The 12446-nt window shown below is 70.4% G+C and carries 12 protein-coding genes; 8 read left to right on the top strand and 4 right to left on the bottom strand.

Annotated elements, in window-relative coordinates:
* Positions 1 to 42: 42 nt before the first annotated feature.
* Positions 43 to 1734 (top strand): cholesterol oxidase substrate-binding domain-containing protein, encoded by a 1692-nt coding sequence (locus ACIA8X_RS26390; protein ID WP_393443363.1) that lies wholly within the window; start codon positions 43 to 45, stop codon positions 1732 to 1734.
* Between the two features lie 7 nt (positions 1735 to 1741).
* On the opposite strand, the gene ACIA8X_RS26385 is transcribed toward ACIA8X_RS26390, so the two are convergent.
* Positions 1742 to 2974, bottom strand: coding sequence for an FAD-dependent monooxygenase (locus tag ACIA8X_RS26385; protein WP_399459229.1), 1233 nt, complete (start codon positions 2972 to 2974; stop codon positions 1742 to 1744).
* Between the two features lie 342 nt (positions 2975 to 3316).
* Here ACIA8X_RS26385 and ACIA8X_RS26380 point away from each other — a divergent pair, with 342 nt between their 5' ends.
* A complete protein-coding gene (locus tag ACIA8X_RS26380; protein WP_393443367.1) occupies positions 3317 to 3691 on the top strand; it encodes a tyrosinase cofactor in 375 nt (124 codons plus the stop codon).
* A gap of 34 nt (positions 3692 to 3725) precedes the next feature.
* Positions 3726 to 4550, top strand: a complete 825-nt coding sequence (locus tag ACIA8X_RS26375; protein WP_093906105.1) for a tyrosinase family protein — start codon at positions 3726 to 3728, stop codon at positions 4548 to 4550.
* 22 nt (positions 4551 to 4572) lie between these two features.
* Here the strand turns inward: ACIA8X_RS26375 and ACIA8X_RS26370 are convergent, their stop codons facing one another.
* Together ACIA8X_RS26370 and ACIA8X_RS26365 are read right to left on the bottom strand one after the other, a co-directional pair.
* Positions 4573 to 5253, bottom strand: a complete 681-nt coding sequence (locus ACIA8X_RS26370) for a ribonuclease H (protein ID WP_393443369.1) — start codon at positions 5251 to 5253, stop codon at positions 4573 to 4575.
* 47 nt (positions 5254 to 5300) lie between these two features.
* Positions 5301 to 6104, bottom strand: a complete 804-nt coding sequence (locus ACIA8X_RS26365; RefSeq protein WP_393443371.1) for a VOC family protein — start codon at positions 6102 to 6104, stop codon at positions 5301 to 5303.
* 151 nt (positions 6105 to 6255) lie between these two features.
* Between ACIA8X_RS26365 and ACIA8X_RS26360 the strand changes: the two genes are divergently transcribed.
* The 5 genes from ACIA8X_RS26360 to ACIA8X_RS26340 all read left to right on the top strand — a co-directional run bounded on the left by ACIA8X_RS26360 (position 6256) and on the right by ACIA8X_RS26340 (position 11915).
* A complete protein-coding gene (locus ACIA8X_RS26360) occupies positions 6256 to 7263 on the top strand; it encodes a zinc-binding alcohol dehydrogenase family protein (RefSeq protein ID WP_393444349.1) in 1008 nt (335 codons plus the stop codon).
* Positions 7264 to 7453: 190 nt separating this feature from the next.
* Positions 7454 to 8896, top strand: coding sequence for a family 2B encapsulin nanocompartment shell protein (locus ACIA8X_RS26355; protein ID WP_393443373.1), 1443 nt, complete (start codon positions 7454 to 7456; stop codon positions 8894 to 8896).
* A 16-nt stretch (positions 8897 to 8912) separates the two neighbouring features.
* Positions 8913 to 9959 carry a family 2 encapsulin nanocompartment cargo protein terpene cyclase gene (locus ACIA8X_RS26350; protein ID WP_393443375.1) on the top strand — a complete coding sequence of 349 codons (1047 nt, stop codon included), beginning with the start codon at positions 8913 to 8915 and terminating at the stop codon, positions 9957 to 9959.
* 50 nt (positions 9960 to 10009) lie between these two features.
* Complete coding sequence (locus ACIA8X_RS26345; RefSeq protein WP_393444352.1) at positions 10010 to 10888, top strand: geranyl diphosphate 2-C-methyltransferase; 879 nt, start codon at positions 10010 to 10012, stop codon at positions 10886 to 10888.
* Positions 10889 to 11006: 118 nt separating this feature from the next.
* Complete coding sequence (locus tag ACIA8X_RS26340) at positions 11007 to 11915, top strand: SGNH/GDSL hydrolase family protein (RefSeq protein ID WP_393443377.1); 909 nt, start codon at positions 11007 to 11009, stop codon at positions 11913 to 11915.
* 15 nt (positions 11916 to 11930) lie between these two features.
* On the opposite strand, the gene ACIA8X_RS26335 is transcribed toward ACIA8X_RS26340, so the two are convergent.
* Positions 11931 to 12413, bottom strand: a complete 483-nt coding sequence (locus tag ACIA8X_RS26335; protein ID WP_393443379.1) for a VOC family protein — start codon at positions 12411 to 12413, stop codon at positions 11931 to 11933.
* Positions 12414 to 12446 lie beyond the last annotated feature (33 nt).

Below are 12446 nucleotides of genomic sequence, written 5' to 3'. Positions count from 1 at the left end.
CGTGCGAGTGGTGACCGCCGAGCCGGTCCCTAGCGTGAGCCCATGATCGACGAGTTCAGTCGCAGGGGCTTCCTGCGCACCGCCGCCGCCCTGGCCGCCGTACCGATCCTGCTCCCTGCGGATCCGGCCGTCGCGGCACAGGAGTTACCGGACTTCCCTGCCGATGTGACGCTGTACCGCTCCGCGTACCGCAACTGGGTGGGCGAGATCACCGCCGACGGGCTGTGGGCCTGCGCACCGGACACCCCGGACCAGGTGGTCGCCGCCGTCAACTGGGCCTGGCGGCACGGCTGGAGGGTACGCGCCCGGGGTGCCTCGCACGGCTGGTCACCACTGACGATCTCCCAGGGCACGCCGTCGGACACACCGGTCCTGCTCGTCGACACCGCCCCTCACCTCACCGGCCTGTCCCTGGAGTCGCCGGATTCCGTACGCGCCGGCGCCGGACTCACCACGGAGGCCCTGCTCACCTACCTGGAGGAGCACGGCCTCGGCGTCACCGCCGCGCCCGCACCCGGCAACCTCACCCTGGGCGGCGCGCTCGCCATCGACGCGCACGGCACCGCCGTACCGGCGCTAGGCGAACAGCGGCTGCCCGGGCACACCTACGGCTCGCTGAGCAATCTGGTGCTGTCGCTGACGGCGGTCGTCTGGGACGAGGCCAGTGGCGCGTACGTGCTGCGCACCTACGACCGTGACGAGGCGGACTGCGCGGCCCTGCTCACCCATCTCGGCCGCTCCCTGGTCACCGAGGTCGTGCTGCGTGTGGGCGCGAACACCAACCTGCGCTGTGTGAGCCGTACGGACATCCCGGCCGGCGAACTCTTCGCCGCGCCCGGCACCGAGGGACGCACCCTTGAGAGCTTCCTGGACCGGGCCGGGCGCATCGAGGCGATCTGGTTCGCCTTCACCGAGTTGCCCTGGCTGAAGGTGTGGAGCGTCGCCCCCGAACGACCGCTGACCTCACGGCAAGTGCGGAAGCCGTACAACTACCCGTTCTCCGACAGCGTGCCGCGCCCGGTGGCGGATCTGGTCGGGCGCATGGTGTCGGACGGGGCCTGGTATCTGGCGCCGGTGCTGGGCAACGCGCAGTACGACGTGGCCGCGCTCGGGCTCGTGGCGACGCTGTCGGCGGACATCTGGGGGCCGTCCAAGAACACGCTGCTGTATCTGCGGCCGACGACCTTGAGGATCGCCACCAACGGTTGCGGGGTACTGACGAGCCGGGCCCAAGTGCAGCGTGTGGTGGCCGAGTTCACGTCCTTCTACCGGGAGCGGCTCTCGGCGTACGCCGCACGGGGGCGGTTCCCGGTCAACGGCTCGGTGGAGATCCGGGTGACCGGTCTCGACGATCCGGCGGACGTCGGTCTGGAGGGTGCGCGGACGCCGCTGCTGTCGGCGCTTCGGCTGCCCGAGGACCGGCCCGAGTGGGACACGGCCGTGTGGCTCAACATCCTGACGCTGCCCGGGACTCCGTACGCGGAGGCGTTCCTGCGTGAGATCGAGCAGTTCGTGTTCGACACGTTCGACGGCGGGTACGCCGGGGCCCGGGTCGAGTGGTCGAAGGGCTGGGCCTACACCGACGAGGCCGCCTGGAGCGACGACGAGGTGCTGGACTCGGCCGTGCCCGGCAGCCTCGGCGAGGACAGCTGGCGCGAGGCCTCGGGGGTGCTGGACCGGTTGGATCCCCACGGCGTGTTCGGCAACGCCTTCCTCGACCGGTTGTTCGCCTGAGGCTCGGCTACTTCCGGGATGCCCTGGCCTGCACGGTGCGCGCGACCATCGGTCCGAGCCGGCGCTTGAGGCGCCGCAGCGCCCCCACTTGCTGGGCCGCTCTGTCGATCCGGTAGTACAGCCGGGGCGGCATGTGGGGCAGCAGGGGCGAGTGGCGCTGGCCGAGCAGGGCGAACATCTGGTGCGGGGGCAGGCCGATGTAGCGGGGCAGGTTCTCGTACCACCTGGCGCTGTAGCGGGCCGCGCTCTGGATGGCCAACAGGGCCTGTTTGCGCTCCCGTTCATAGCGGGCGAGTGCCTGCGGGAGGCCGGGGTGCTCGTGCAGGGCGCCGGTGAGGGCGATGGCGTCCTCCAGGGCGAGGGTGGTGCCGGCGCCGATGGAGTAGTGGGTGGTGTGGGCGGCGTCGCCCAGCAGGACGAGGTTGTCGCGGTGCCAGGTGCGGTTGGTGAGGGTGCGGAAGGTCTGCCACTGCGCGCCGCCCTCGGCGCCGGAGCGGCCGATGAGGGGGTGGCCGTCGAGGATGTCGGCGAAGAGCTTCTCCAACAGGGCCGTTCCGTCCGCCTCGTTGGCGGTGTCGAGGCTGAGTCCGGTCCAGGTCTCGGGGGCGCATTCGACGACGCAGGTGCCGGACTCGGGGCCGTAGCCGTAGCCGTAACACCAGATCCAGCCGTGCTCGGTCTCGACGAAGGCGAAGGTGAAGGCGTCGAAGACCTTGCTGGTGCCGAGCCAGACGTAGGGGTTGCGGCCGGTTCTGAGCTCGGTGCCGAAGTGGTCGGCGTGCCGGGTGCGCAGGGCGCTGTGGATGCCGTCGCCCGCCACGACCAGGTCGGCGGTGGGCAGGTTCTCCGGCGTGATCCGGTGCTCGAACTCCAGCCGGACGCCCAGTGAGCGGGCGCGGGCGGCGAGGATCTCCAGCAGCCGGTGGCGGCCGATGCCGCGCCCTTCGTCGCCGGGCCGGCGGGTCGTCAGTGCCGGTGAACAGGCTCTCAGGTCCCGTACGTGGGCGACTCCCTCGCGCCAGCGGACCGAGCTCTCGTCGATGGCGCGGGCCGACTCGGGGTCGTGCGCGTGGAGCTTGTCGAGCAGGTCGCGCCAGTACGTGACGCCCCAGCCGTAGGTGGCGCCCTCCGGGTCGCGTTCGTGGACGGTGATGTCGTGGGACGGGTCCCGCAGCTTCAGCAGGATCGAGAGATACAGGCCGGCGGGCCCGCCGCCGACGCAGGCGACCTTCACACACACCCCTAGAAGTTACCCATATCGGTCATTTTGGCTCCGCAGGGTAGCAGGACGGGCGCCCCGCACCGCGACGTTCTGGATCACGCCAGTTTCAGCAGGTGAGACACACCACTGGCACCACGGTCTCCCGCGAAGGAGTACCGGGAACGCAGCCTCCGGGGGAAGGAATTGCCCGTTCCGGTGATGCACGGGCCTCGTGCACGGCAAGATCATCTTCGTTCAACCTTGCACGACATGTGGGCACTTGTCCGGATCGGAGCCAACCACTCCTGGCCGATTTCTCCCTCTCTCGTCCCGCCCGATAGGCATGCGGAGTCGTCCATCGAACGAAACCAGGAGGTCCGTATGCCGGAACTCAGCCGTCGCCGCGCGCTCACCGCCGCGGCCGCCCTCGCCACCGTGGCCGGTGTCCAGTCGATCGCCGCCCCCAGCGCGTCCACCACCGGACACGACGACCACCATTCCCCGACGCCCTTCGACGAGGTCTACAAGGGCCGCCGAATACAGGGCCGGCCGGTCTCGGGCGGCGCTCACCATCATCACGGCGCCGGATACGCCGTGTTCGTCGACGAGGTGGAGCTGCATGTGATGCGCAACGCCGACGGCAGCTGGATCAGCGTCGTCAGTCACTACGACCCGGTGGCCACCCCGCGCGCCGCCGCCCGAGCCGCCGTCGACGAGCTGCGGGGTGCCGCCCTTCTCCCCTTCCCCGCCAACTGACCTTCCGTACACGCACTTTGGAGCATCCGCGACCATGACCGTCCGCAAGAACCAGGCCCAGTTGACCGCCGACGAGAAGCGGCGGTTCGTCGCCGCCGTCCTGGAGTTGAAGCGCAGCGGCCGTTACGACGAGTTCGTCACGACGCACAACGCCTTCATCGTCGGCGACACCGACAACGGGGAGCGCACCGGCCACCGTTCACCGTCCTTCCTGCCCTGGCACCGAAGATTCCTGCTCGATTTCGAGCGCGCGCTGCAGGAGGTGGACGCCTCGGTCGCGCTGCCGTACTGGGACTGGAGCACCGACCGCTCCATACGGTCCTCGCTGTGGGCGCCCGACTTCCTGGGCGGCACCGGGCGCAGCCTCGACGGGCGGGTGACGGACGGGCCGTTCGCCGCGTCGACCGGCAACTGGCCGATCAACGTGCGCGTCGACGGCCGTACGTTTCTGCGCCGCTCGCTCGGCGCCGCCGTGCGCGAGCTGCCGACGCGGGCCGAGGTGGAGTCGGTGCTCGCCATGGCGACGTACGACATGGCGCCGTGGAACAGCGCGTCGGACGGCTTCCGCAACCACCTGGAGGGCTGGCGGGGCGTGAACCTGCACAACCGGGTCCATGTGTGGGTCGGGGGGCAGATGGCCACCGGTGTGTCGCCCAACGACCCGGTGTTCTGGCTGCACCACGCCTACATCGACAAGCTGTGGGCGGACTGGCAGCGGCGGCACCCCGGCTCCGGCTATGTGCCGGCGGCCGGGACGCCGAACGTGGTCGATCTGGGCGACACGATGAAGCCGTGGAACGACGTGCGTCCCGCCGATCTGCTGGACCACACCGCGCACTACACCTTCGACGCGGCCTGAGACGCCGTCCGGCCCGGCTCGGTCAGGCTTCGGCGGTACGGCACTCCGGGTGGCCCCAGCCCTGGGCGTTCTTGGAGATGGGCTCCCCCGCCGCATAGCCGAGACCGCACAGGCAGCGGCCGGGGAACTTGGCCTTGATGGTGCGCGAGGAGCTGCCGTTCTTGCGGGGCGCCGCGGCCTTGCGGCGCGGGGCCTTGGTCGACGGGGTGTCCGGGGAGGGCGGCGGCTCCGGTGAGCCGAGGCCGCTGCCCGCGGGCTCCTGCACGCCGGCCGCCTGGCTGGCGGCGCGGTCGGCGAAGTCGTTCAGCGGGTCGCCGTCGACCTGGTGGGCTGGGACGTAGCGGAACTCGACCGTGCGGCCGGCGAGCAGTTCGTCGATGCGCACGACCAGGTCCTGGTTGGCGACCGGCTTGCCGGCGGCCGTCTTCCAGCCGTTGCGCTTCCAGTTCGGCAGCCAGGTGGTGACGGCCTTCATGGCGTACTGGGAGTCCATCCGGATCTCCAGGGCCACGTCCGGGTCGGTCGACGCCAGCAGGCGTTCCAGCGCGGTGAGTTCCGCGACGTTGTTGGTGGCCTTGCCGAGCGGGCCCGCCTCCCAGCGGACCGGGGTCTCCTTCTCGTCGGCGACGACCCAGGCCCAGCCCGCCGGCCCGGGGTTTCCCTTCGAAGCCCCGTCGCACGCGGCCACTACTCGTTCACGCATGGGCCGATCATGCCATGGGCGGGCCGGGTGCCCGGTCGCGGAGTCCGTCAGGGGACGTCGCCGAGCCTCGGCATCTCGCCCTCGGTCGTGCCGGTGTCGATCACCGAGAAGTTCGCGCCCTGCGGGTCGCTCAGCGCCGCGAACCGGCCGAACGGGCTGCTCATCGGGCCGAACCGCAGGACGCCGCCGAGCTTGGTGGCCTTGGCGACGGCGTCGTCGCAGTCGGGGACGTTGAAGTAGACGTTGATGTACGGCGGGACCTCGGGCGGGAACTCCTCGGTCATCTTCATCCGGCCCAGGGCCATGGTGTCCTTGCCGAGGGTGTAGAGACGGAAGTCGACCGCGTCGTCCTCCATCTGCTGCTGCCCGTAGCCGAAGACGGCGGGGAAGAAGGTGTCGGACTTCTCCGGTGCGCGGGTGAAGATCTCCGCCCAGCAGAACGCACCCTGGTCTTCCATGGCCGTCTCGAAGCCCTCGTGGCTCCCGGGCTGCCATACGCCGAAGACGACGCCGCCGGGGTCGCGGGCCAGGCACATGCTGCCGAAGTCCCCGACCGCCATCGGCTCCATCACGATCTCACCGCCGTTGTCACGGATCTTGGCGGCGGTGGCGGTGGCGTCGGGCGAGGCGAAGTAGAGGCACCACTGCGACATGCCCTCCTGGCCCGGCATCGGCGGGACCACCGCGGCGGCCGCCTTGCCGTTCGCGTAGGCCTGCGTGTAGTTGCCGTACTCGGTCGACTCCTCACCGAACGTCCAGCCGAGGACGTCGCCGTAGAAGTTCTTGGCTCCCTCGATGTCGGTGAACATCGCGTCGGCCCAAATGGGGGTTCCTTCAGGTTTCACGGCCATGACTGCGGCCCTCTCGCGGATCGGTGAGTTGTCCCGATTCTCACGCTAGTCACCCGGCAGTCCGGCCGCGCGCCGAATGCCCACTTCCGTTCCAGACTGGGGGCAGACGGCTGCCGGTCGAAGGACGGGGCTGGGTATGGCGGACGGGACGATGCGCGCGTGGTCGGTGGTCGAGCCGGGGCCGGTCGAGGCGGGGTCCCTCCGACTGGTCGAGAAGCCGGTGCCGGTGCCGGACGACGACGAGCTGCTGGTGCGGGTGCGGGCGTGCGGGGTGTGCCGTACGGATCTGCATGTCACCGAGGGGGATCTGCCGGTGCACCGGCCCGGTGTCACGCCCGGGCACGAGGTCGTCGGCGAGGTGGCCGGGTTCGGGGCGGCGGTGCGCGGCTTCGACGTCGGGGAGCGGGTGGGGGTGGCCTGGCTGCGGCGCACCGACGGCACCTGCGTCCACTGCGCACGCGGTGCCGAGAACCTGTGCCCGGCCTCGCGGTACACGGGCTGGGACGCGGACGGCGGTTACGCGCCGTACACGACCGTACCGGCCGCGTTCGCCTACCGGTTGCCCGGCGATCTCGACGACGTGACGCTCGCTCCGCTGCTGTGCGCCGGGATCATCGGCTACCGCGCGCTGCGGCGGGCGGCGCTCCCCGCGGGCGGGCGACTCGGGCTGTACGGCTTCGGAGGCAGCGCCCATCTGTGCGCGCAGGTGGCGATCGCCGAGGGGGCCACCGTGCACGTGCTGACGCGGGGCGCGGCGGCGCGGGGGCTCGCGCTGGACCTGGGGGCCGCCTCCGCGCGCGACCCCGCGGAGATGCCGCCCGAGCCGTTGGACAGCGCGATCCTGTTCGCGCCGGTCGGCGATCTGGTCCCGGTGGCGCTGCGGGCCCTCGACCGGGGCGGGACGCTGGCGATCGCGGGCATCCACCTCAGCGACGTCCCGGCGCTGCGCTACGAAAGCGAGCTCTTCTACGAGAAGCAGCTGCGCAGCGTCACCTCCAACACCCGCGAGGACGGCCGTGAGTTCCTGGCGCTCGCCGCCGAACACGCCGTACACGCCACCACGCACCCCTATCCGCTGTCGCGGGCCGACGAGGCGCTGCGGGATCTCAAGGCGGGACGGTTCGACGGGGCGGCGGTGCTGGTGAACGACCTGTCCTGAGCGTGGCCACGCGGGCGCGCGGAGGCACGGGAGGGGAGCGGGATCACCCGCGTTGCGTCTTCTGCCTCATACGGCAGGTTTGCACCTCCGGCGCCTGAAACCGCCCCTTTCGCGCCCTGATCACGAAGCCCCCACGGCTGTTTGGCTGGTGCCCGCGCTCGGCCAGCCCGCTCACCTCCCTGGAGGGAAATTGTCCACACCGGACAGCGCCACCGGTCCCGCCATCGACGCACCCGATCCCGCACCGAATTCCGACGGCTCGCTCACCAGTCTCAGTACCCAGGCGGCCCGGCAGCTCGCCACCACCACCAAGTCCGAACCCCAGATGCAGGCCATCAGCTCGCGTTGGCTGCTGCGGATGCTGCCCTGGGTGGACGTCAAGGGCGGCACCTACCGGGTCAACCGGCGTCTGCAACTGCGCGTGGGACGCGGCCGGGTGCAGTTCGACCAGAACGGCGCCTACGACATCAAGGTCATCCCCGAGACCCTCACCGAACTGCCGGTCCTGCGCGGCTACGCCGACATCGACGTCCTGAGGGAGATCGCCACCCGGTTCCGGGTCCGGGAGGTGCGGGCCGGGCAGGTGCTCGTCGAGGCCGGCCAGCCCGTCACGGAGACCTACCTGGTCGTGCACGGCCGCTTCACCCGCTTCGCGGAAGGCAAGTACGGCGAGGAGGAGATCCTCGGGGTCGTCACCGACGGCGACCAGATCGGCGACGAGGCCATCGGCCAGCCCGACCCGCTGTGGCTGAGGTCGGTGCGGGCGGAGACGGCCGGCGTGCTGCTCACGCTGCCCTGGAGCGTCGTCCAGGAGTTCACCGACCGGGTGCCGTCCCTCGCGGCGCACCTGGAGGCCTACGCCGCGCAGCAGAGCCTGCCCATGAACCGCAAGGGCGAGGCCGACGTACCGGTGCAGGCGGGCCATGTCGGGGAGCCGACCATCGACGGCGGCTACGTCGACTACGACCTCGCCCCGCGCGAGTACGAGCTGTCGCTCACCCAGACCGTGCTGCGCGTCCACACCAGGGTCGCCGATCTCTACAACAACCCGATGAACCAGACCGAGCAGCAACTGCGGCTGACGATCGAGGAGATCCGGGAACGCCAGGAGTGGGAGCTGGTCAACAACCGGGAGTTCGGGCTGCTGCACAACGTCGACTACGGGCAGCGCATCAGCACCTTCACCGGGCCGCCGACCCCGGACGACATGGACGAACTGCTGTCGATGCGCCGTAAGACCAAGCTGTTCCTCGCCCATCCGAAGGCGATCGCGGCGTTCTTCCGGCAGTGCAACCGGCGCGGCCTGGTGCCCGGTACGGCGAGCGTCGAGGGGCACGAGATCCCCGCCTGGCGGGGTGTCCCGATCTTTCCCTGCAACAAGATCCCGGTCAGCCCGCAGCACACCAGCAGCATCATCGCGCTGCGCACCGGCGAGGGTGACCAGGGGGCGATCGGGCTGTACCAGACCGGGATCCCGGAGGAGCACCAGCCCGGCCTGAACGTGCGGTTCATGGGCATCGACGCCAACTCGATCATCCGCTATCTCGTCACCGCCTACTACTCGATGGCGATCCTCGTCCCCGACGCGGTCGGGATCCTCGAGAACGCCCAGATCGGCCGGACGGCCGAGTGACCGTGTGGAGCACGCCATGAGCACGTCGTCCTCCACCTCGCTGCCGGGCCCGCCGAATCTGGCGAGCAGTCTGCGCGCCCGGCGTGGTGGGGCGATCCCGGGGCTGCGGTACCGGCAGGTCGCGCCCGCCGACCCCGAGAAGGCCGCGGAGGTCGACCGCCGGCTGGAGGCCTGGGCCCGGCATCTCGATCTGTTCCCCGAGGCGTGGAAGGGGGACTTCTCGGGATTCCAGTTCGGCCGGGCGGTGGTGCTCCAGCACCCGGAGGCGGCCGATCTGGAACGGCTGACGGTCGCGGGTGAGCTGCTGCTCGCCGAGAACGTCGTCGACTCCTGCTACTGCGAGGAGGACGAGGGCCGGGGCGGTGCGCGACGGGGCCTCGGGGGTCGGCTGATCATGGCCCAGTCTGCGATCGACCCGTACCACGGGATTCCCGAGCTGGAGGAGGAGTGGCGCGAGGGCGTGCGGGCCGACGGTCCGCTGCGGTCGTACCACTTCGCCCTCGCGGACTACGCCGGCTTCGCCACGCCCAGCCAGACCGACCGCTTCGTGCACGACATCGCCCGGCTGCACCTGGGCTATCTGGCCGAGGCTGCGTGGGCGGAGACCCGGTTCGTACCGCGGGTCTGGGAGTACCTGGTGATGCGGCAGTTCAACAACTTCCGTCCCTGTCTGTCGATCGTGGACGCCGTGGACGGCTACGAGCTGCCCGAGGCCGTCTACGCCCGGCCCGAGATCCAGCGGATCACGGCGCTCGCCTGCAACGCGACCACGATCGTCAACGACCTGTACTCCTTCACCAAGGAACTGGCCAGCGACCCCACGCACCTCAACCTGCCGCAGGTCATCGCCAAGAACGAACGGTGCGGGCTGAAGGCCGCCTATCTGAAGGCCGTCGAGATCCACAACCGGATCATGGAGGCCTTCGAGGAGGAGTCCGCCCTGCTGTCGGCCACCTCACCCCTCGTGGAGCGCTACGCGCGGGGGCTGTCCGACTGGGTGGCCGGCAACCACGAGTGGCACGCCACCAACACCCACCGCTACCACCTGCCCAACTACTGGTAGAGCGCGACTGAATGACAGACCGTCACATGGACCAGCACGAGGAGTCACCGTTGACCATCGCCCCCGAAGCCGGCACCACGCGCGTCCCGGTGCCGTCCCAGTCCACGTACCAGACCCGCGTCGCGGACTACTGGAACGCCGAGGAGAACCCGGTCAACCTCGAACTCGGAAAGATCGACGACCTGTACCACCATCACTACGGCATCGGCGACGCCGACCGCTCCGTGCTCGATGAACGCGATCCCGTCAAGCGCCGGGAGCGGATCACCGCCGAACTGCACCGGCTGGAGCACGCCCAGGCGGAGCTGCTCGCCGAGCGGCTAGGCCCGTTGACGCCCGACGACCGGGTCTTCGACGCCGGCTGCGGACGCGGCGGCGGCAGTGTCGTGGCGCATCTGCGCCACGGCTGCGAGGCCGACGGGGTCACCCTCTCCGCGAAGCAGGCCGAGTTCGCCAACGAGCAGGCCCGCAAGCGGGGCATCGACGACCGGGTGCGCTACCACTGCCGCAACATGCTCGACACCGGGCTGCCGTCCGGGGCGTTCGCGGCCTCGTGGAACAACGAGTCCACCATGTACGTCGAGCTCGACCTGCTGTTCGCCGAGCACTCCCGGCTTCTGCGCCGCGGCGGCCGCTACGTGACCATCACCGGCTGCTACAACGACACCTACGGACGCGCCTCGCGCGAGGTGTCCCTCATCAACGCCCACTACATCTGCGACATCCACCCGCGCTCGGCGTACTTCCGCGCCATGGCCCGCAACCGCCTCGTCCCGGTCCATGTGCAGGACCTCACGGAGGCGACCATCCCCTACTGGGAGCTGCGCCGCGAGGCCGATCACCTGGTGACGGGCATCGAGGACACCTTCCTCAACGCGTACCGCAACGGCAGCTTCCAGTACCTGCTGATCGCGGCGGACCGCGTCTGAGCGACCGTTGGGCTCGCGTCGGCCACGGTCGCTCCGTGGCCGACGCGGGTCTTCCCCCTGAGACCCGGCTGTGCTTGCCTTGGGAGCCGATTTCGGTGCCCGGGGCGGGAGTTGCCGTATGCGGAAGCCGTGGTTCGTGGGGGTGCTGCTGGCCGCCGTGCTGCTGGGCGCGTGCGGGGATCCGGCGTCCGGGCCCGAGGCATCGGCGCCCGCGAAGGTGCCGGAGGCGCCGACCACCACACAGCAGCGGGCGCCTGCCCCGCCGAGCGCTCCCGGGACCGCCCCGAGCGCCCCTGTGAAGGCACCGACCGTGCTGTATCTGGGCGACTCGCTCGCGATGGAGGCCCAGGAGGTGGTGGGGCGGGAGCTGCGCCGGGACCTGCGGGCGACGTACACCAGCGCCCCGTACTCGGGAACGACCCTGTGCGACTACCTGGAGGGCACGGGCGAGCGGTCTCTCGTCCCGGACGCGGACAAGGCGGCCGCCCTGGTGCGCAGACTGCGGCCGGACTTCGTCGTGCTGCAGTTCTGGGGCAACGCGTGGGGCTACACGTGGTGCATGGACGGGATCACCCACGACGCCTCCCCTCAGACGTACTTCAAGCGGTACCAGGCCGACATGAAGCGGCTCACCGACCAGATCTCCGCGGCCTCGGACGCGCGCATCGTCTGGGTGCTGCAGGGCCCGGACCCGATCACTCCCGACCGGGTCCGCCGCGTCAACGCCCTGTACGAGCAGCGGGCCGGCGCCTCGGGCGACCTGCTCGCCGACGCGGGCAAGGCGCTGAGTGCGGCGGGGGCCCGCTACTCCTGGGTCCAGTACCTGCCGTGCACGGCGTACGAGCGCGCGCACGCCGAGTACTGCACCCAGCCGGACCGCGACCGCACCGCTCTGCACCGCGACGACGACTATCTGCACTTCTGTCTGGCGCCCACGACCTCGACACCGAAGCCGTGCCCGGTCCGCTCCCCCGGGATCCAGCGGATCGCCCGGGAGATCACACGGGTGATCCGCGAGAACCCATAACGCATAGGGCGGGGCTCACTCGCCGGCGTAGGCTCTCTCCAGGGCGGCGATGTCGAACTTGCCCATCGCCATGAACGCCGCGGTCGCGCGGGCGGCCTTCGCCGGGTCCGGGTCGGTGATCATGGCCTGGAGCCGGTCCGGGATGACCTGCCAGGACACGCCGAACCTGTCCTTGAGCCAGCCGCAGGGGCCGGGTTCGCCGCCGTTCTCGGTGAGCTTGGCCCAGTAGTAGTCGATCTCCTCCTGGTTCTCGCAGAAGATCATGAACGAGGTCGCCTCGGTGAACTTGAACATGGGGCCGCCGTTGAGGCCGAGGAACTTGTGGCCGTTCGCCGTGAACTCGACGGTCATCACACTGCCGGCGGGCTGGAGCGCCCCCTCGGGGTAGCGCGCGATCTCACCGATGCTGGAGTTCTTGAAGATCGAGACGTAGAAGTGGGCGGCCTCTTCGGCCTGGCCGTCGTACCAGAGACAGGTGGTGAAACCGTCGCTTGCCATGAGTACCTCCGGGAGGGTGGAACCACTGTCATC

Source organism: Streptomyces sp. NPDC051738 (assembly GCF_044453205.1).
In the GTDB taxonomy this organism is placed as follows: domain Bacteria; phylum Actinomycetota; class Actinomycetes; order Streptomycetales; family Streptomycetaceae; genus Streptomyces.
This window is presented reverse-complemented; position numbering and strand designations above follow the sequence as displayed.